This is a genomic window from Pseudomonas sp. IT-P294 (assembly GCF_949767865.1).
Taxonomy (GTDB): domain Bacteria; phylum Pseudomonadota; class Gammaproteobacteria; order Pseudomonadales; family Pseudomonadaceae; genus Aquipseudomonas.
Genome location: NZ_CATKQW010000011.1, coordinates 1,133,750 through 1,152,799, shown reverse-complemented (window position 1 = coordinate 1,152,799; position 19,050 = coordinate 1,133,750). Strand labels below are relative to the sequence as shown.

Here is a 19,050-nt window from a genome sequence, read left to right as displayed (position 1 = left end):
ATAATCGCCTCCGACATCCAGTCCCCCCGCTGCGGAGCGCGTCATGCACAACAATAAGAACTTCAAGCATCGTTTCTTGCCTGCCTTCATCGTCGGCCTGTCGTCCCTTGGCCTGAGCGCAATGGCCGAAGCCGAGATCGTGCTGTACGACAAGGACCAGACCACGTTCTCCACGGACGGCTACATCAACGCCTTCTACGTGAACAGCAAAGTCGACCGCGCCGGCGATCAATTCGACCGGAGCCAGGCACGGGTCAAGATGGGTTATTTGCCCAACTACCTGGGCTTCAATATGAGCAAGCAGATCGATGACCTGAAGCTCGGCGCACGGTCGTCGTTCTGGGTGACCATCAACGACAGCCAGACCAACGGCACCGACACCGCCATCGACGTGCGCCAGTTCTACGGCACCGTGGCCAATCCTGAGTGGGGCGAGGTGCTGATCGGCAAGGACTTCGGCCTGTTCGCCCGTTCCAACATTCTGCTCGATGAAATGCTCGCCGGTTATGGCCAGGTCAGCGACACCCTGGGGTTGGTGGACGGTGGCGGGGTGTCGTTCGGCAATATCGGCACGGGGTATCCGTATCCCTTCCCGACATCGCAGATCACCTATCGCACTCCGGTAATGGATGGGTTGCGGGTGGCCGTGGGCATCTTCGACCCGGTGGACACCAACGACAGCAGCCCTTTGGGCAAGGCGTATCAGGAAAATCCGCGCACCGAGAGCGAGATCACTTACCAGTTTGATGTGGGCGGCGCGAAGATCTACAGCTGGGTCAACGGCAGCTACCAGACCTCGGACAACACCGACTCAACCGTCCAGTCCATCACCTCCAAAGGCGTCGGCTACGGCGTGCAGGCGAAGATGGGCGGCGTGACCCTCGTCGGTTCCGGCTTCCAGGCCAAGGGCATCAACCCGTTTTTCACCAACAACGCCGGCGAGCCGACCCTGCGTAACGTCGACAGCGACGGCTACTTGCTGCAGGGCTCCTACAAACTGGGCAAGAACCGCCTGGCCTTGTCCTACGGCAAGACCAACGACGACGGCAACGGCGTGGTCGGCAGCGGCGCGGATTACGAGACCCGTGGCATTGCGCTGTTCCATGACATCAACGACAACCTCAAGCTGGTGGCCGAGTACAACCAGTTCGAAATCAACGGCCACGACACCAGCGCCCAGAACGAAAACACCGACACCTTCGCGGTGGGTGCGGTGTTGAACTGGTAACAAAGCTGATCGGTGAACCCTAGCCCTGTGGCGAGGGAGTTTGCTTTCGCTGGACCATAGCGGTCCCGATTCTGGTCGCGCATCGGCCGGTTGAGGGACTGCTGTTCAGTCCAGCGCAAGCAAGCTCCCTCGCCACAAAACCTTCAGCCATCAAGCGCGCAACCCACCGACTCTCATCCCATCGAAGCGGCTACCCGCTACCCAAGTAGCATACGTCGCAGCGCGCAGGCTTCGTACACTCGTGCCTCATACAGGCGCACCTGCGGGAGGCGACAATGCAGCAGGTCCAGAGTGAAGGTGTGGTCAGTGCAATGTCCCAGGCCACCGATGCCCAACAGGTGGCTCAGGAGCTGGCGCGGCAGTTGTTGCATCCGCATTTGGGGTTCGTGTTGTTCTTCTGTTCCGCCGAGTACGACTTGCAGGCGCTGGGCCAGGCGTTGCAACAGAGCTTCGGCGGGATTCGCCTGGTGGGGTGCACCAGCGCCGGGGAAATTACCCCGTTGGGCTACGGTCGTAACTGTGTGACGGCGGTGGGGTTCGACCATCGGCATTTTTCCATCGACGCCGAACTGATCTGCGAGATGGAGCGCTTCAGCCTGATCGATGCCCAGCAAATGGTCGAGCGGCTGGTCAGCGGTTGTCGCAGCAATACCCTGGCGCCGATCAAGGGCAACAGCTTTGCCCTGACCCTGCTCGACGGGCTGTCCAGCCGTGAAGAAATGGTCCTCGCTGCCTTGAGTGCGGCGTTGGGCGACATCCCGCATTTCGGCGGTTCGGCGGGCGACGACAATTACCTGACCCACACCCACGTCTATTTTGGTGGCGAATTCCACAGCGGCGCGGCCGTGGTGGTGCTGGTCAACACCTGGCTCGACTTTGAGGTGTTCACCACTCACCACATCTTGCCGAGAGCAGAAAAACTGGTGGTCACCGGGGCTGACAGCACCTCGCGCCGAGTCTTCGAACTCAACGCCGAGCCCGCCGCCGAGGAGTACGCCCGGCACATCGGCGTGCCGGTGACCGAGCTCGATCACCGGATTTTCGCCGCGCACCCGTTGGCGGTGCGCTTCAACGACCAGTATTACGTACGCGCCATCCAGCAGGTGCATCCCGACCTGAGCCTGAGTTTCTATTGCGCGGTGGAGAACGGCATCGTCCTCACCGTCATGACGCCCGGGCCGATGCTGCCGAACCTGCAAAACCTGTTCGAAGGTTTGCAGGAACGCCTCGGCGACCTGTTGCTGACCATCGGCTGCGATTGTTTTCTCAGGCGGCTGGAGCTGGAAGGCAACGGCAATCTGGAGCAGATCGGCACGTTTTTGCGCGACCAGCGGGTGATGGGTTTCAACACCTACGGAGAGCAGTTCAATGGCATGCACATCAACCAGACCTTCACCGGGGTTGCCATTGCCCGAGGCCGGTCCCCTGGACACCGCTGAGCTTCTGGCCCAAATCGCCAGCCTGCAGCATGACAATCACAAGTTGCAGCGCATCAATGGCGCGCTGATCGAACGGATCGAATCCGGCATCACCCGTGGCAATGATCCGTACGCGGCGTTCCAGCACTCGGTGGTGCTGGCCGAGCAAGTTCGTGAGCGCACCGATGCCTTGAACCAGGCCATGGCCGAACTCAAGTCGGGCAATCACTTGCTCAGCGAAGCGCGCCTGCGTGCGGAAACCGCGCACCAACATTTGATCGACGCCATCGAGAGCATTTCCGACGCTTTTGTGTTGTTCGATGCCGATCAGCGAATCGTCTTGTTCAATAGCCGGTTCAAGGCGTTCTGGGGCAACAGCCGGGTGCGGATCAACGCCGGCATGCGTCTGGCCGAGGTCAAGCGCCTGATGAGTGTCACCGGTTTGTTCACGGAAGAACCGCGTGGGCAGGCCGATGAGAACCTGCTGTATCGCCTGCAGAACGGTCGTTGGCTGCAAGTCAGCGAACGGCCCACCCAAGAAGGCGGGCGGGTGATCCTGTTCACCGACATTACCGACGTCAAACTCAGTGAAACCGTGCGCCGCGAACAAGCGGTGGCGCAGAAATCGCATCTGCTGCAACGGGCGGTCGACAACCTGTCCCAAGGCGTGGCCATGGTCAATGCCGAGGGCGTGCTGGAATTGTGGAACCGGCGCTTTCTGGAACTCAGCGGCCTGGCGCCGGTGGCGGCGCATCGGCCGTTTGCCGAAGTGATCGCCGACAGCGAGTTGAACCTGCTGACGCCAGCCAGTCGCGACGCCAACGGGCGCCATGTGCAGGAACTGGAACAGCGCCTCTACGATGGCCGGGTGCTGGAAATCCGCACCCACCCGTTGCCCACCGGCGGTTTCGTCAACACCTTCACCGACATCACCGAGCGCTATCAGCACGCCGAAGCGTTGAGCGAAAGCGAGCGCTGGATTCGCCTGATCACCGACCATGTTCCGGCGCTGATCGCCTACCTCAACGCCGACCTGGTCTACGAATTCACCAACAAGGTCTACGAAGAATGGTACTGCTGGCCGCGCGGCGTAATGCTCGGACAGAGCCTGCGCGAAGTCCACAGCGAACAGCATTACCAGCGCCTGGAAGCCTACGTGGCCCGGGCTCTGGCCGGGGAAAGCGTGACGTTCGAGTTCGCCGAAACCAACATCAACAATCAGGAGCGCTACATGCTGCGCTCCTACGTGCCTAATCGCCTGGCCACCGGGGAAGTGGTGGGGATTTTCGTGCTGATCCGCGACATCACCGAACGCCGGCGCACTGCCGAGGCGTTGCATCAGGCTTACCAGAATCTCGAGTTACGGGTGCGTGAGCGCACGACGGAGCTGACCACCCTTAATGACCAGTTATTGCGGGAAATCGACGAACGTCGGCGCGTCGAATCGCGGTTGCGCGAGGCCAAGCTTGAGGCCGAGCAGGCCAACCTGTCGAAAACCAAGTTTCTGGCTGCCGTAAGTCACGATCTGCTGCAACCACTCAACGCTGCTCGGCTGTTCACCAGCGCATTGCTGGAACGCCGCGAGCCGGTGGCCAATGCGATTCTGGTACGCAATGTCAGCAATTCCCTGGAAGACGTGGAAAATCTGCTGGGCACACTGGTGGACATTTCCAAACTCGATGCCGGGGTGATCAAGGCCGACATTGCGCCGTTCGCCCTGAGTGAACTGCTGGAAAACCTCGCCACCGAGTACACCCAGATCGCGCGCAGCGAAGGGTTAGAGCTGCATTTCATCCCGTGTTCGGCGTTGGTGCGCAGCGACATCCAGTTGCTGGCGCGGATCCTGCGCAATCTGCTGAGTAACGCCATCCGCTACACCTACAGTGGTCGTGTGGTGCTGGGTTGCAGGCGCCATCATCAGCGCTTGACGATTGAAGTCTGGGACAGCGGCATGGGCATTGCCGAAGACCGACTGGAAGAGATTTTCCAGGAGTTCAAGCGTGGCGATGTACAGCGACCGGATCAGGATCGCGGCTTGGGCCTGGGACTGGCCATTGTCGAGAAAATTGCCGGAATCCTCGGCCACCGCATTCACGTGCGTTCGTGGCCGGGCAAGGGGTCGATGTTTTCCGTCGAGGTGCCTTTGAGCGCCACGGCCCCCAAGGCTCAGCCGACGCTGCTGATGAGTGAACCGATGCTGGAACGTCTGCGCGGTGCGCGGGTGTGGGTGCTGGATAACGACGCGGCGATTTGCGCCGGCATGCGTACGTTGCTCGAAGGTTGGGGGTGTCGGGTGGTCACGGCGCTGTCGGAGGACGACCTGGCGCGGCAGGTGGACAACTACCACGAAGAAGCGGATTTGCTGATCGCCGACTATCACCTGGATAACGACCAGAACGGGGTCGACGCCGTGGCCCGCATCAACGCCCGTCGCGGTTCAGCGATTCCGGCGATGATGATTACTGCCAATTACAGCAACGAACTCAAGCAGCAAATCCGCGAACTGGGTCATACCCTGATGCACAAACCGGTGCGGCCGATGAAACTCAAGACGGCGATGAGTCATTTGCTCGGCAGGCCTTGAGATGATCGTTCCCACGCTCCGCGTGGGAATGCAGCCCGGGACGCTCTGCGTCCCTTCCGGAGCCGAACGCGGAGCGTCCGTTGAGGCATTCCCACGCGGACGGTTCGACGCCTCGACGTGGGTACGATCAGTCTTCAGCGCCGCAGATACGATCCGAAATCAATATCCCCAGCACTCAAAATCGCCTGCACCCGGTTGTGCACGTTGAGTTTGCGCAGAATCGCCGAGACGTGCGCCTTGACCGTGGTTTCAGCGATTTCCAGGGTGTAGGCGATCTGTTTGTTCGATTCGCCCTTGGTCATGCGCTCCAGCACCAATAACTGTTTGCGTGTCAGTGCCTGGAGCAGCTCCGGCGGAAAGCTCGGGTTGTCGTTCATCCGGCGCTGGGTGCCGCATTTTTGCGTGCGGATGATGTCCGGCGGCAGGTAGACGTTGCCGTTGAGAATTTGCTGGATCGCTTCGGTCATCTGCACCCGGGGCGAAGATTTGGTGATGAAACCGACCGCGCCATAGGTGATGGCTTGCAGCACGATCTGTTTGTCCTGTTCCGCCGAGACGATCACCACCGGAATGGTCGGCGCCTCGTTGCGCAGGTTGATCAGACCGTTGAGGCCGTGCATGCCTGGCATGTTCAGGTCGAGCAGGATCAAGTCCAGGTCGTCATGGTCCTGGGTCAGCAGCAGGGCGCTGTCGAGGTCGGCGGTTTCCATCACTTCGCTGCCCGGAAAACCGTCGCTGATGACGTTATGGATGGCTTCGCGAAACAGTGGGTGATCGTCGGCAATCAGAATTTTGTACATGGCCTTTCACCTCATTATTTTGATTATGGTGTGGCAACAACACGCACGCGTAAAGGTCAGGGGAAGGGCTCGGGCCGGGACGGCGCAACGGGCAGGTTCGCGGCTTGCCAGGCATCCAGGCCATCGCGATACCAATACAGTGTTTTATAGCCCATGGCGGCGGCGCGTTTCACAGCATTCCAGCTTAGCCAGCAGTCGGAGCGGCAGTAGAAGACCAGCGGTTGCGCCAGGTCGCCGTCGGTCAAGCGGTTCAGGTTGCGCGCAAAGTAGTCCTGCCAGTCAGGTGTCAGGTCGCCGTCGCCGGTATTGGCCAGCCAATGACTGCCGGGCAGGTTCTCGTGGGGTTGGTCTTCGATGAAACGTCCTTGCAGCCATTGGCGGCGGTAGACGTCGATCAGCACCGGGCGCGGTGTCCGGGTGAGCAGGGTTTGCAGGGCGGCGGTGTCGATGATGGACGCGCCTTGCAACTGATTCGGGGTCGGGCTGCGGTAAAGGCCGATGCGATAACCCTCGGCGGAGAACAGCGGTGTTTCGGCCTGCGCGACACCCAGCAACAGGCTCAGCGATAGCGCGGCAAGGGCAGGGCGCAGCAGACGACGTCGGGCACGCGGCATGGGGTCGATCCTTATAGTTATGACCCCATTACATGCCAGTCCCGGCGCATTGGGAATGCGACGATAGACAGGTAAACCAGTACTAAAGTAGTAATTTTGAGGTGTTTTACCGATCGTTCCCACGCTCTGCGTGGGAATGCAGCCCGGGACGCTCTGCGTCCCAAAAGCGTGACGCAGAGCGTCACATGAGGCATTCCCACGCGGAGCGTGGGAACGATCGAGTACCGGGGGGATGTGCTGTCAGGTGGCTTTGCGCAGAGCCGCGTGTTGCGGGTTGAAGGTGAGTACCGCGAGCAGGGCGAATATCAGTGTCAGCGCCATGCACACCGACAGCGCCAACAAATTGAAGCGTTCATACAAGGCAAACCGCACCAGCTCCACCGCATGAGTGAACGGGTTCAGCGCGCACAGCCAGTACAACCACTCGCTGGACTCGCGCATCTTCCACAGCGGATACAGCGCCGACGACAGGAAAAACAACGGGAAGATCACGAAATTCATCACCCCGGCAAAGTTCTCCAGCTGGCGGATCGCGTTGGACAGCAACAACCCCAGAGCACTGAGCATCAACGCCACCAGCAACAGCGCCGGCAAGGCGATCAACAGGCCCATGGCCGGCGGTTGCACGCCGTACAACCAGGCAATGGCCAGGAAGGCGTACACCTGCAACAGCGAAATCAGCGACGTAGCCAACAGTTTGCTGCAGAGCAGAAAGGTCCGGGGCAGGGGGCTGGTCAGCAGCACGCGCATGCTGCCCATTTCCCGGTCGTACACCATCGACAGCGAACCTTGCATGCCGTTGAACAACAGGATCATGCAAGCCAGGCCCGGGATGATGTAGACCTCGTACGGAATGTAAGTGTCATACGGCTCGATGATCGCGATCCCGAGTGCCGCGCGAAAACCGGCGGCAAACACCAGCAGCCATAATAGCGGTCGTACCAGGGCGCTGAGAAACCGCGTGCGTTGCAGCACAAAGCGCAGCCATTCGCGCAGCACGATGCCGCTGAAACATTGCCAATAAGCGTTCATCAGGCAGCTCCCGAAGTAGTCAGGCGAGTAAAGGCCGAACCGAGGTCGCCGCCATGTTCCAGGCTCAGCGCATCCGCTTGCCCGCTGGCCACCAGACGGCCCTGATGGAGAATCAGCAGGTCGTCGCTCGGTTGCACTTCGTCCAGCAAATGGGTGGTCCAGAGCACGCTGATGCCGTGCTCGCGACACAGACTGCGGATGTGTTGATTGAGCGCCAGGCGGCTGGCCGGATCAAGGCCGACACTGGCCTCGTCGAGTAACAACAACCGTGGCTGATGCAGCAAGGCGCGGGCGATTTCCACCCGGCGACGGTGGCCGCCGTTGAGTTCACGCACCCGCTCCCGACGTCGTTCGGTCAGCGCCTGACGCGCCAGCTCGGCCTCGACCCGCAGACCGGTCTGACGCCGGGACAGGCCGTGCAGCGCGGCGTGATAACGCAGGTTTTGTTCGACACTGAGGTCCAGGTCCAGCGTGCTTTGCTGGAACACCACACCCAATTGCCTGAGCGCCGCGCGCGGCGTCTTGCGCAAGGAGCAGCCGCCCACCTGGATCTCGCCGCGTTGCAAATCATAAAGCCGGGTGAGCAAGGCAATGAGTGTCGATTTGCCTGCGCCATTCGGCCCCAGCAACGCCGCAAACCGCCCCGGCACCAGGCTGAAACTCACCTGGCGCAAGGCTTCGCGTGCGCCGTAGGCAAAGCTCAACTCACTGACATCGAGTGCGTTCATGGCGTCACCACCACGCCCCACGGATAGCGCCCAACCTTCACCGACTTGATGACTTTGAGGCTGTCGACATCAATCACCGAGACATCGCCGCTGACGCCGTTGGTGGCCAGCAACTGCTTCTGATCCGGGGTGAATGACATCTGCCACACGCGGCGGCCCACCAGCAGGTAATCGAGGATTTCGAACGTCTTGGCATCAACCACCGCCACATGGTTAGCAGGGCCGAGCGCGACGAAACCGTACTTGCCGTCGGCGCTGAGTTTGATGCCGACCGGCTGGACCTTATCCGGGTGGACGCCCTTGATCTGGAAGGTCAGGGTCTTGAGAATTTTGCGCGTCGCCACATCGAGAATCGTCACCGTGCCGCCGATCTCTGCCGAAGCCCAGAGCTTGGAACCGTCAGGGGCAAACTCGACAAACCGTGGCCGCTGATCGACCAGGGTGCTGTCGGCCAGGGTCTGGGTGCTGGTGTCGATCCAGTGCAGCATGTTGGTGGTTTCGCTGGTGTTCACGGCCCACTTGCCATCGGGGCTGACGGCCATGCCTTCGGGCTCGACACCGACATTGATCTGGCTCAGCACCTTGGAGGTTTCAGTGTCGATCACTGTCACCAGCGCATCGTCTTCATTGGAAACGTACAGCCAGCGATTGTTGGGGTGCAGGGCGAATTGCTCAGGGTCTTTGCCCGACGGCAGTTCCTTGATGATCTTGCGCGTGGCCACGTCCATCACCTGAACCCGGTCCGAATCGCTGGCGCAGATGTACAACAACTTGTTGTCGTGGGACAGCAGCAAGCCGCGCGGGCGCTGGCCGACGGGCAGGGTGTCGGTCACTTGCAGGGTCTGCATGTCAATCAGGCTCAGGCTGTTGTCTTTTTCGTTGGAGACCCAGGCGGTGCTGGCCACGGCGTGCCCGGCGGCAAGCAGCAGGGCGCAAGAGAGCAGGGTGTGGCGCATGGCGGATTCCTTTTTGTTGTCGTTGTTGTGAAGTGCCAGATCAGGGAAAGCGGCAAGTGACCTCGGGCTTGTCGTAGCCCAGGCTGTCCATTTCATTGAAGGGATGGAGGAAGCCGTCCTGGGGTGAGGTGCTGACCAGCGCCCGGGGTTGCACGATCGGGATCGGCTGGCGCAACTGGCCATTCCACGGGCGATAGCTGAGCTTGCGGCCCTTGAAACCGTCGAGGGGCAATTGATCGCTGATTTCCAGGGTGCGGATCGCCATCGGATCGACCTGGCGCAACTTGCTCACCGCGCTGGCGATGCTGCGCACGGCCATCCAGGCAGCGAAATCGCGGTCATTCATCCAGCGCCCGGTCAAGGCTTCGAAGCGTTTTTGCAGTTGGGCGGCGCCGTAGGTCTCGACGGTTTTGTGCCAACCCACCGGGGTCAGGCCCTGAGTGCCGGCGACCGGCCGTGGGTACCAGGTCTGGTAGGGCACGTATTCACCGAAATCGCCGCGCTCATCCGCCACCAGCACCACGTCGTACTCGGCGGTCTGGGTGAACAGCGGCATGTCGGCCTGGGCGCTGCGGCGCTGGTCGTTATCGAAACTCCAGGCTTTTTCCGCCACCAGTTTCAGGCCGAAACGTTTGGCGGCGCGGCGCAGGGCAGCGGCATAGGCCTGATCGTCCGGCGTCGGGCCGACGATCAGCAGCGCCCGTTGCCATTTGCGCACCACCAGAAATTGCGCCAGCGCATCGGCCAGCATCGCCCGGCTGGGCAGGCTGTGCAGCACGTTCGGCAGGCAGTCGGTGGTGCGCAGGCTGTCGTCGGGGCTGCCGGCGTTGAACAGCAAGCTGTCGGGCAGCACGGCGCTGAGTCGGCGCAGGGTTTCCACCGGCGCATTCACCACAAACAAGCGAAGGCCCTGTTCGTGCTGGGCCTTGGCCGCTTCAACCAATGCATCCGGGCTGTCGGCACTCGCGCTGACCAGGCTGTAGCTGTGGTTGAGAAAACGCCCGGTGCTGTTGCTGTCGGTGACCGCCAGTTCCGCGCCGCGAAGTCCGGCATCGACCGGTTCGGGAATGACGTTCGACAGCAGCGGGCCGGTGTCGGGGCGATAGCCCAGGTAACCGATTTGCACCTGTAGCGGCGCGTCGGCGGCCTGGCTCTGTGTCGCCACCCCGGCGGCGCAGGCGATGGCCAGCAAGTAGATCAGGGCGTAAGGGGCAAGCTGGCGCATAAGGCACTCCATTACAGGTAGCGCCAGCATAGGAAGCCTGCGAGGCAGAATGAAATATGCAGAAAGTACCAGTGAGCCAGTACCAAGGTAGTAGCTCGCCCGGCAGAGGGCGGTTTCAGCCAGGGGCGACGGTATTCAGGCGTGCGCCACAAAGCCTACTACCAAGGGACTAGACGGCGGCCACCAAAGCAGCATGGGGATTGCTCGGGACGGTTCCTAAGATGGGTGCCATAGCCTCTTCAAAGAGGTTTTGCGTGCAATCCTGAGGGCAGAACAATGACAACAAAACGCAGCGCCTTACTCGTTGCCGGACTGCTGGCCGGCTTTATCAGTGCAGGTTCGGTCTGGGCCCACGGCAACGTGGTGCCTCAGGCGGTCGCCACCCCGGGCCTGACCCCGATCAAGGATTCCGGCGTTTCGGTCGATGCCGATGGCTGGGCCTCGGTGAACCCTTACCGCACGTCCCCGGAACACGACAAGGCCGTGGAAATCGGCTCCTCGGCGTACAACCAGAACTGCGCCGCGTGTCATGGCCTGGAAGCCAAATCCGGCGGTATCGCCCCCGATCTGCGCCTGCTCGACGTCGGCGACGCCGGTGATGAATGGTTCGTCGAGCGCGTGCGCCATGGCGCCGTGCGTGACGGTCGGGTGTACATGCCGAAGATGGCTGACTACCTGAGTCAGGAAGCCTTGTGGGCCGTGCGCTCCTACCTGGACAGCGTGCACGTCGAGGAGTAACCCATGCGCCTGCTCACTGTGTTGATCAGCGCCGTGTTGCTGTGTTGCCAGGCCGCGCAGGCGCAAGTGCGTACCTTTGACGAGATGATCGCCGCCGGGGAGCTGAAAGTCGCGGTCTACAAGGACTTCGCGCCTTACAGTTTTGAGCAGGCCGGAAAGCCTCGCGGGGTGGATGTGGAACTCGCCGAGGCGCTGGCCAAATCCTTGGGCGTGCGCCTGACGCTGATCTGGGCGCCTGCCGGGGAGAAGCTCGATGACGACCTGCGCGATTACATCTGGCGCGCCAGTCAGCTGCACGATCTGCAACTGGCCGACCTGATGATGCGGGTGCCGTACGACCGCGACTACGCGCAAAAACGCAATGAACTGGGTGAGCTGGAAAACGGCCATGTGGTGATGTTCGGGCCGTACCAGAACGAGCAATGGCAAGTGGCGTATGACCGCCGTCGGCTGGACAAGGTCGCCAGCGTCGCGGTGTTCGAGCAGCACCCGATTGGCGTGGAAGTCGACAGCGTGCCGTCGTTTTACCTGACTTCGGTGTTCAACGGCATGCTCGCCGCCAAGACCCATCACTATCCCGGCGTGCCCCAGGCGTTCGCGGCCATGAAGGCCGGCGAAGTCGACGCGGTAATGGCCATGCGCGGCGAGATCGACTGGCAAGTGCATGAAGCGGCCGACCCGCAAGTGGCCCTGGCGGAAAACGCCTACCCGAACATGGGCAAACAGCTCTGGGAAATCGGCATGGCGGTGCATGAAAGCAACCACCAACTGGCCTATGCCGTGGAAGAAGCGTTGGAAACCCTGATTCGTGAAGGCTCGGTCAAGACCATTTATGAACATTACGGCCTGCGTTATGACGTGCCCGAGATGTATCAATGAACTGGCGCGCGGGTTGCCTGTTGGCCTGCTGGCTGCCTTTGGCGGCACAGGCTGCGGACATTCTTCCGGGCAAAGACCCGGTGCCGTCGGTGATGTGGGAGTTCTACCACAAGCAAATGCTCGGTGATGCGCCGTTCGTGTTCGACGAGCGGGTCAAGCTGCTGGCGCCGCCATTCGCCGAAGACGCCCGGCAAGTGCCGCTGGAAATCGATGCCCGGGCGTTCAAGGGCGAGGTGGTGAAAATCCTCGCCTGGGCCGAGCTCAACCCGCTGCCGAAAATCGTCGACTTTCAACCGCTGGACCGCGTATTGCCGTGGCTGTCGATCCGCATCCGCATCGAGCAGGCCACGCCGCTGCGCGCAGCGGTGCTGACCCGCGACGGGCTGTGGCATGTCGGTTCGACGTTGATCGATGCGGCGGGCGGCGGGTGCACCGCGCCCAGCGTCGTGCGTACTCAGGCCGGCTGGGAAGAACACATCGGCGAGGTGGTGGGCGGTCGATATCCGCGCGACGCCTTCAGCCGCGTGCGCTTGCAGGTAGCGCACCCAATGGACAATGGCATGGTCAGTGGCATTCCGGAATTTTTCATCAACCATGCCGAGCTACGCGATCAAAACGATCAGTTGTTGGCCCGTCTTGAGTTGTTCCCGGCGGTCAGCGAAAACCCCAGCCTGGCCTTCGATATCGAGGGGGCAGGGCAGACGCGCTTGTTACTGCGCGACAACAGCGGCAATCAATTCGATGCGGCCATACCCTGAACCCAAGGAGCGTCTCATGCGCTGGATGCTGCTGTTGTTGATGGGCCTGGGCCTGCCGGCTCTGGCCGACCTCGACTACGTACTCAAACCTCGGCAGATCGCCCAGGACACCTGGCTGCTGGAAGGCAGTACCGACAATTTCGCCCAGGCCAACGGCGGCAATATCGTCAACACCGGGTTCATCGTCACCGAACGTGGGGTAGTGGTGATCGACACCGGGCCGTCAAAACGTTACGGCGAGGCGATGCGCAAGGCGATTGCCGCGACCACCGATAAACCGGTGATTCAGGTGCTGTTGACCCACCATCACCCGGATCATGTACTGGGCAATCAGGCTTTCAGTGACGTGCCGATCGGTGCGCTGGCCGGCACCACCGAGCTGCTGCAGCAGCAGGGTAATGCGATGGCCGAGAACATGTATCGATTGGTGGGGGACTGGATGCGCGGCACCGAAGTGCTGTTGCCAACCCAGGTGCTGACACCCGGCGTGCACAGTTTTGGGAATCACGATCTGCGCCTGCTGAGCCTGGGTGGGCACACCGGCGCGGATCTGGCTATTCTCGACCAGACCACCGGCGTGCTGTTTGCCGGGGACCTGGTGTTTTATCAGCGGGCGTTGACCACGCCTAACAGTCCGGGGCTGTCGGTGTGGCTGGCGGACATCGCCACCCTTCAAGGCCTGCCGTGGACGTTGATCGTGCCGGGGCACGGTCCGGTGGCCAGCGACCCGCAACCCTTCGAACAAATGCGCGACTACCTGACCTGGCTCGACCAGCTCATGCGGGATGGCGCGGCCAATGGCAGCGCCATGACCGAGATGATCCGCAGCCCCATCCCGGAGCGCTTTGCCGGAATCAACCTGAGCCGCTATGAGCTGATTCGCAGCGTCAGTCACTTGTACCCGCGCTATGAGCGCGCGCAGATGACCCGAGTCGATTCCGCCACGCCCCAGTGAACAACACAAATCCCCTGTGGGAGTGAGCCTGCTCGCGATGAGGCCCGCACATTCAACATTGATGCTGCCTGATACACCGCCATCGCGAGCAGGCTCGCTCCCACAGGAGGGCAGTGTCGACCACAGGATTGGATACTCATCTCCTCCGACCCTGTACTAAGGAACTAGCAATCTCAGCACTGCGGGCAATTGTTGCAAGGGCGGCGGCGGCCAAGAATCTGCACTAGACCGGGAAAATTTCCCGGGTATAACAAAAACCGCAGAGGTAGCCGTCATGACCCAACCCGCACGTCGCCAACCCTTCGTCTTGAGTGTGCTGCTCAGTGCCATGCTGCTGTCCGGCACCGCGCTGGCCGGTGTCACCGACCAGGACATTCTCCAGGACCCCAAGAACCCGGAGCAGATCGTCACCAACGGTCTGGGCGTCCAGGGTCAGCGCTACAGCCCGCTGGACACACTCAACGTCGACAACGTCAAGGATTTGCGTCCGGTCTGGGCGTTCTCCTTTGGCGGTGAGAAACAGCGCGGTCAGCAAGCGCAGCCGATGATCAAGGACGGCGTCATGTACATGACCGGTTCCTACTCGCGGGTGTTCGCGGTGGATGCACGCACCGGCAAAAAACTCTGGCAATACGATGCGCGCCTGCCCGATGACATCCGTCCGTGCTGCGACGTGATCAACCGTGGCGTGGCGCTGTACGGCGACCTGGTGTTCTTCGGCACCCTCGACGCCAAGCTGGTGGCATTGAACAAAGACACCGGCAAAGTGGTGTGGAGCAAGCAGGTCGCCGACCACAAGGAAGGCTATTCCATCAGTGCCGCACCGTTGGTGGTCAACGGCAAACTGATTACCGGCGTGGCCGGTGGCGAGTTCGGCGTGGTCGGCAAGATCTCCGCCTACGACCCGAAAAACGGTGAGCTGCTGTGGACCCGGCCGACCGTTGAAGGTCACATGGGTTACACCTACAAGGATGGCAAAGCGATAGAGAACGGCATCTCCGGCGGTGAAGCCGGCAAGACCTGGCCCGGCGATCTGTGGAAAACCGGCGGCGCGGCCCCTTGGCTGGGCGGTTACTACGACCCGGAAACCAATCTGTTGCTGTTCGGCACCGGCAACCCGGCGCCATGGAACTCGCACCTGCGTCCTGGCGACAACCTCTACTCCTCGTCGCGCCTGGCGCTCAACCCGGACGACGGCACGATCAAATGGCACTTCCAGAGCACGCCCCACGACGGCTGGGACTATGACGGCGTGAACGAACTGGTCTCGTTCAACTACACCGAAGGCGGCAAGGAAATCAAAGCGGCGGCCACCGCTGACCGTAACGGTTTCTTCTACGTGCTGGACCGCACCAACGGCAAATTCATCCGTGGCTTCCCGTTCGTGGACAAGATCACTTGGGCCACCGGCCTGGATAAAGACGGCCGGCCGATCTACAACGAAGCCAGCCGACCTGGTGCGCCAGGCACCGAAGCCAAAGGCAGTTCGGTGTTTGTAGCACCGGCATTCCTCGGTGCGAAAAACTGGATGCCGATGGCCTACAACAAGGACACCGGGCTGTTCTACGTGCCGTCCAACGAATGGGGCATGGACATCTGGAACGAAGGCATCGCCTACAAGAAAGGCGCGGCATTCCTCGGCGCCGGGTTCACCATCAAACCGTTGAATGAAGACTACATCGGCGTATTGCGCGCCATCGACCCGAAAACCGGCAAGGAAGTCTGGCGCCACAAGAACTTCGCGCCGCTGTGGGGCGGGGTGCTGACCACCAAGGGCAACCTGGTGTTCACCGGTACGCCGGAAGGTTTCCTGCAGGCGTTCAATGCCAAGACCGGCGAGAAAGTCTGGGAATTCCAGACCGGCTCCGGCGTCCTCGGCTCGCCAATCACCTGGGAAATGGACGGCGAACAGTACGTCTCCGTTCTTTCCGGTTGGGGTGGCGCGGTACCGCTGTGGGGCGGCGAAGTGGCCAAGCGCATCAAGGACTTCAACCAGGGCGGCATGCTCTGGACGTTCAAGCTGCCTAAAGACCTGGTAGTGGCCAAACACTGATTGCTGCACTGATCGTTCCCACGCTCTGCGTGGGAATGCAGCCCGGGACGCTCTGCGTCCCTTCCAAAGCCGAACGCGGAGCGTCCGTTGAGGCATTCCCACGCGGAGCGTGGGAACGATCATCTACTACCAAATAACGAGAGTCCCCCTGCCAACGGCGCATTCGTCTGGCGCGCGGGGCTCTCTACTATCGGTTCATCGCCTGTTTGCCGACAGGCATCGACCCAGACAGAGGCTCACCATGATCTACGCACAACCTGGAACACCTGGCGCCGTCGTGACCTTCAAGCCGCGCTACGGCAATTTCATCGGCGGCGAATTCGTTGCCCCGGTCAATGGCGAGTATTTCACCAACACCTCGCCGGTCACCGGTGAAGTGATCGCCGAATTCCCGCGCTCCAGCGCCGCCGACATCGACAAAGCCCTCGACGCTGCGCACGCTGCCGCAGACGTCTGGGGCAAGACCTCGGCGCAGGACCGCTCGCTGGTGCTGCTGAAAATCGCCGACCGCATCGAGCAAAACCTGGAAATCCTCGCCGTCACCGAAACCTGGGACAACGGCAAGGCCGTGCGCGAAACCCTCAACGCCGACGTGCCGCTGGCCGCCGACCATTTCCGTTACTTCGCCGGTTGCATCCGCGCCCAGGAAGGCGGCGCCGCTGAAATCAACGAACTGACCACGGCCTATCACTTCCACGAGCCATTGGGCGTGGTCGGGCAGATCATTCCGTGGAACTTCCCGCTGCTGATGGCCGCGTGGAAACTCGCCCCGGCCCTGGCCGCCGGCAACTGTGTGGTGCTCAAGCCTGCCGAGCAGACGCCGCTGTCGATCATGGTCTTCGCCGAGCTGATCGCCGACTTGCTGCCGGCTGGCGTGCTGAACATCGTCCAGGGCTTCGGTCGCGAAGCCGGTGAAGCCCTGGCCACCAGCAAACGCATCGCCAAGATTGCGTTCACCGGTTCCACCCCGGTCGGTGCGCACATCATGCATTGCGCCGCCGAGAACATCATTCCAAGCACCGTCGAGCTGGGCGGCAAGTCGCCGAACATCTTCTTCGAAGACATCATGAACGCCGAGCCGCAGTTCATCGAGAAAGCCGCAGAAGGTCTGGTGCTGGCGTTCTTCAACCAGGGCGAAGTCTGCACCTGTCCGTCCCGGGCGCTGGTGCAGGAGTCGATCTATGACGACTTCATGAAAGTGGTGATGCAGAAGATCGTCAAGATCAAGCGCGGCAACCCGCTGGACACTGAAACCATGGTCGGCGCCCAGGCGTCCGAGCAGCAATACGACAAAATCCTCTCGTACCTCAAAATTGCCCAGGAAGAGGGCGCCGAGCTGCTCACCGGTGGCGCGGCCGAGCGTCTTGAAGGTGACTTGTCCAGCGGCTATTACATCCAGCCGACGCTGCTCAAGGGTCACAACAAAATGCGTGTGTTCCAGGAAGAAATCTTCGGCCCGGTGGTGGGGATCACCACCTTCAAGGACGAAGCCGAAGCCCTGGCGATTGCCAACGACAGCGAGTTCGGCCTCGGTGCCGGCCTGTGGACCCGCGATATCAACCGCGCCTACCGCATGGGTCGGGCGATCAAGGCCGGGCGTGTCTGGACCAACTGCTACCACCTGTACCCGGCCCACGCCGCGTTTGGTGGCTACAAGAAATCCGGTGTCGGCCGTGAAAACCACAAGATGATGCTCGACCATTACCAGCAGACCAAAAACCTGCTGGTGAGCTACGACATCAATCCGATGGGGTTCTTCTAACCCTGCGCAAGAACACTGAAGAACCTGTGGGAGCGAGCTTGCTCGCGATGAGGCCAGTACAGTCGACATCTCCGTTGACTGATACACCGCCATCGCGAGCAAGCTCGCTCCCACATTGGTTTTCGGGTGTGTTCAAGACTGCCGTATACCCCCTACCAACGCACGCCGCCGCCTCGTTCCAAAGTAGCATTCGGTCACTTGGCGCCCCGTGCATTAATGGCTTTACCGGAATTGACCGGCACAAGAAGAGGATTGACCCATGTGGCATAAACCCGCGTTTACCGATCTGCGCATTGGCTTCGAAGTGACGATGTATTTCGCCAACCGTTGATTGATCACCCGGCCAGCTAATGGGTTGGCCGGGCCTGCTTTCTGGAGCCTGCCATGCACATCCGCGTTCTCGGTTCTGCCGCCGGTGGCGGTTTTCCGCAATGGAACTGCAACTGTCGTCAGTGCGCCGGTGTGCGCAATGGGAGCCTGCGCGCGCAACGGCGCACGCAGTCCTCGATTGCCCTGAGCGACAACGGTGTGGAGTGGGTGCTGTGCAACGCTTCACCTGACATTCGCGCGCAACTTGAAAGTTTCGCGCCCCTGCAACCGGCTCGCCGCTTGCGTGATACGGCGATTGCCGGGGTGGTGCTGATCGACAGTCAGATCGACCATTGCACCGGCCTGTTGAGCCTGCGCGAAGGGTGCCCGCATGACGTGTGGTGCACCGAGCGGGTGCATCAAGACCTGAGCAGCGGCTTTCCCTTGTTCCCCATGCTCAAGCACTGGAACGGTGGCTTGCAGTGGCAACCCATCGGGCTGGACCGCGAACCGTTCACCATCGCGGCCTGTGCACACCTGCAATTTCGTGCGATTCCCTTGGTCAGCAACGCACCGCCGTATTCGCCCAATCGCGGCAATCCGCAGCCGGGCGACACCATTGGTTTATTTATCGAAGACCGGCGCAATGGCGCCAGCGTGTTCTATGCCCCGGGTCTTGGGCAGATTGATGACGAAGTACTGAGCTGGATGCAACGCGCCGATTGCCTGTTGCTGGACGGCACGCTGTGGCGCGACGACGAGATGCGCGTGAACGAAGTCGGCCAGAGCCTGGGCAGTGAAATGGGCCATATGGCGCAAAGCGGTCCTGGCGGAATGCTTGAGCTCCTTGAGGGTTTTCCCCGCCAGCGCAAGGTGCTGATCCACATCAACAACACCAATCCGATCCTCGATGAAGACTCGGCCGAGCGCGCGTTGCTGGAGCGGCGGGGGATTGAAGTGGCTTATGACGGCATGAGTATTGAGCTGTAGCGGCTGACCCCATCGCGAGCA

17 protein-coding genes are annotated in these 19,050 nt (G+C 61.4%); 11 read left to right on the top strand and 6 right to left on the bottom strand.

Going from position 1 to position 19,050, the window contains the following annotated elements; translation table 11 throughout:
* Positions 1-43 precede the first annotated feature (43 nt).
* The 3 genes from ACM6I0_RS12490 (at position 44) to nahK (ending at position 5,230) form a co-directional block, all read left to right on the top strand.
* Entirely contained in the window at positions 44-1,228 is a 1,185-nt protein-coding gene (locus ACM6I0_RS12490; protein ID WP_414922400.1) for a porin, read from the top strand.
* Positions 1,229-1,503: 275 nt separating this feature from the next.
* Positions 1,504-2,667 carry a nitric oxide-sensing protein NosP gene (gene nosP, locus ACM6I0_RS12485; protein WP_414922399.1) on the top strand — a complete coding sequence of 388 codons (1,164 nt, stop codon included), beginning with the start codon at positions 1,504-1,506 and terminating at the stop codon, positions 2,665-2,667.
* Complete coding sequence (nahK, locus tag ACM6I0_RS12480) at positions 2,636-5,230, top strand: hybrid sensor histidine kinase/response regulator NahK/ErcS' (protein ID WP_414922549.1); 2,595 nt, start codon at positions 2,636-2,638, stop codon at positions 5,228-5,230. Before nosP ends, nahK begins: the two co-directional genes overlap by 32 nt.
* Before the next feature lie 134 nt (positions 5,231-5,364).
* Here the strand turns inward: nahK and ACM6I0_RS12475 are convergent, their stop codons facing one another.
* The 6 genes from ACM6I0_RS12475 to ACM6I0_RS12450 form a co-directional block, all read right to left on the bottom strand.
* Complete coding sequence (locus tag ACM6I0_RS12475; protein ID WP_285431218.1) at positions 5,365-6,030, bottom strand: response regulator; 666 nt, start codon at positions 6,028-6,030, stop codon at positions 5,365-5,367.
* 56 nt (positions 6,031-6,086) lie between these two features.
* Positions 6,087-6,644, bottom strand: coding sequence for a PQQ-dependent catabolism-associated CXXCW motif protein (locus tag ACM6I0_RS12470; RefSeq protein WP_285431220.1), 558 nt, complete (start codon positions 6,642-6,644; stop codon positions 6,087-6,089).
* Positions 6,645-6,884: 240 nt separating this feature from the next.
* Entirely contained in the window at positions 6,885-7,676 is a 792-nt protein-coding gene (locus ACM6I0_RS12465) for an ABC transporter permease (RefSeq protein ID WP_222587141.1), read from the bottom strand.
* Positions 7,676-8,404 carry an ABC transporter ATP-binding protein gene (locus ACM6I0_RS12460; RefSeq protein WP_414922398.1) on the bottom strand — a complete coding sequence of 243 codons (729 nt, stop codon included), beginning with the start codon at positions 8,402-8,404 and terminating at the stop codon, positions 7,676-7,678. The genes ACM6I0_RS12465 and ACM6I0_RS12460 overlap by 1 nt, the downstream gene beginning before the upstream one ends.
* Positions 8,401-9,360 (bottom strand): YVTN family beta-propeller repeat protein, encoded by a 960-nt coding sequence (locus tag ACM6I0_RS12455; protein WP_285431226.1) that lies wholly within the window; start codon positions 9,358-9,360, stop codon positions 8,401-8,403. The genes ACM6I0_RS12460 and ACM6I0_RS12455 overlap by 4 nt, the downstream gene beginning before the upstream one ends.
* 40 nt (positions 9,361-9,400) lie before the next feature.
* Entirely contained in the window at positions 9,401-10,585 is a 1,185-nt protein-coding gene (locus ACM6I0_RS12450; RefSeq protein WP_285431227.1) for an ABC transporter substrate-binding protein, read from the bottom strand.
* A 276-nt stretch (positions 10,586-10,861) separates the two neighbouring features.
* On the opposite strand from ACM6I0_RS12450, the gene pedF reads away from it, so the two are divergent.
* From pedF to pqqB, 8 genes are all read left to right on the top strand, one after another.
* Positions 10,862-11,323: a cytochrome c-550 PedF gene (pedF, locus tag ACM6I0_RS12445; protein WP_285431229.1), complete on the top strand. Its 462-nt coding sequence runs from the start codon at positions 10,862-10,864 to the stop codon at positions 11,321-11,323.
* 3 nt (positions 11,324-11,326) lie between these two features.
* A complete protein-coding gene (locus tag ACM6I0_RS12440; RefSeq protein ID WP_285431230.1) occupies positions 11,327-12,202 on the top strand; it encodes a substrate-binding periplasmic protein in 876 nt (291 codons plus the stop codon).
* Positions 12,199-12,960, top strand: coding sequence for a quinoprotein dehydrogenase-associated SoxYZ-like carrier (locus tag ACM6I0_RS12435; protein WP_285431232.1), 762 nt, complete (start codon positions 12,199-12,201; stop codon positions 12,958-12,960). The genes ACM6I0_RS12440 and ACM6I0_RS12435 overlap by 4 nt, the downstream gene beginning before the upstream one ends.
* A gap of 16 nt (positions 12,961-12,976) precedes the next feature.
* A complete protein-coding gene (locus ACM6I0_RS12430; RefSeq protein ID WP_414922397.1) occupies positions 12,977-13,915 on the top strand; it encodes a quinoprotein relay system zinc metallohydrolase 1 in 939 nt (312 codons plus the stop codon).
* A 274-nt stretch (positions 13,916-14,189) separates the two neighbouring features.
* Positions 14,190-15,968: a PQQ-dependent methanol/ethanol family dehydrogenase gene (locus ACM6I0_RS12425; protein ID WP_414922396.1), complete on the top strand. Its 1,779-nt coding sequence runs from the start codon at positions 14,190-14,192 to the stop codon at positions 15,966-15,968.
* A gap of 241 nt (positions 15,969-16,209) precedes the next feature.
* Positions 16,210-17,730 (top strand): aldehyde dehydrogenase family protein, encoded by a 1,521-nt coding sequence (locus tag ACM6I0_RS12420; protein ID WP_414922395.1) that lies wholly within the window; start codon positions 16,210-16,212, stop codon positions 17,728-17,730.
* A 259-nt stretch (positions 17,731-17,989) separates the two neighbouring features.
* Positions 17,990-18,061 (top strand): pyrroloquinoline quinone precursor peptide PqqA, encoded by a 72-nt coding sequence (gene pqqA / locus ACM6I0_RS12415; RefSeq protein ID WP_081499480.1) that lies wholly within the window; start codon positions 17,990-17,992, stop codon positions 18,059-18,061.
* Between the two features lie 53 nt (positions 18,062-18,114).
* Positions 18,115-19,029, top strand: coding sequence for a pyrroloquinoline quinone biosynthesis protein PqqB (pqqB, locus tag ACM6I0_RS12410; protein ID WP_414922394.1), 915 nt, complete (start codon positions 18,115-18,117; stop codon positions 19,027-19,029).
* Positions 19,030-19,050: the final 21 nt, after the last annotated feature.

Bases quoted from the DNA above. Each gene is read 5' to 3' on its own strand.
- ACM6I0_RS12490 (WP_414922400.1), top strand. From the start codon at position 44: ATGCACAACAATAAGAACTTCAAGCATCGTTTCTTGCCTGCCTTCATC.
- nosP (WP_414922399.1), top strand. From the start codon at position 1,504: ATGCAGCAGGTCCAGAGTGAAGGTGTGGTCAGTGCAATGTCCCAGGCC.
- ACM6I0_RS12475 (WP_285431218.1), bottom strand. From the start codon at position 6,030: ATGTACAAAATTCTGATTGCCGACGATCACCCACTGTTTCGCGAAGCC.
- ACM6I0_RS12470 (WP_285431220.1), bottom strand. From the start codon at position 6,644: ATGCCGCGTGCCCGACGTCGTCTGCTGCGCCCTGCCCTTGCCGCGCTA.
- ACM6I0_RS12465 (WP_222587141.1), bottom strand. From the start codon at position 7,676: ATGAACGCTTATTGGCAATGTTTCAGCGGCATCGTGCTGCGCGAATGG.
- ACM6I0_RS12460 (WP_414922398.1), bottom strand. From the start codon at position 8,404: ATGAACGCACTCGATGTCAGTGAGTTGAGCTTTGCCTACGGCGCACGC.
- ACM6I0_RS12455 (WP_285431226.1), bottom strand. From the start codon at position 9,360: ATGCGCCACACCCTGCTCTCTTGCGCCCTGCTGCTTGCCGCCGGGCAC.
- ACM6I0_RS12450 (WP_285431227.1), bottom strand. From the start codon at position 10,585: ATGCGCCAGCTTGCCCCTTACGCCCTGATCTACTTGCTGGCCATCGCC.
- pedF (WP_285431229.1), top strand. From the start codon at position 10,862: ATGACAACAAAACGCAGCGCCTTACTCGTTGCCGGACTGCTGGCCGGC.
- ACM6I0_RS12440 (WP_285431230.1), top strand. From the start codon at position 11,327: ATGCGCCTGCTCACTGTGTTGATCAGCGCCGTGTTGCTGTGTTGCCAG.
- ACM6I0_RS12435 (WP_285431232.1), top strand. From the start codon at position 12,199: ATGAACTGGCGCGCGGGTTGCCTGTTGGCCTGCTGGCTGCCTTTGGCG.
- ACM6I0_RS12430 (WP_414922397.1), top strand. From the start codon at position 12,977: ATGCGCTGGATGCTGCTGTTGTTGATGGGCCTGGGCCTGCCGGCTCTG.
- ACM6I0_RS12425 (WP_414922396.1), top strand. From the start codon at position 14,190: ATGACCCAACCCGCACGTCGCCAACCCTTCGTCTTGAGTGTGCTGCTC.
- ACM6I0_RS12420 (WP_414922395.1), top strand. From the start codon at position 16,210: ATGATCTACGCACAACCTGGAACACCTGGCGCCGTCGTGACCTTCAAG.
- pqqB (WP_414922394.1), top strand. From the start codon at position 18,115: ATGCACATCCGCGTTCTCGGTTCTGCCGCCGGTGGCGGTTTTCCGCAA.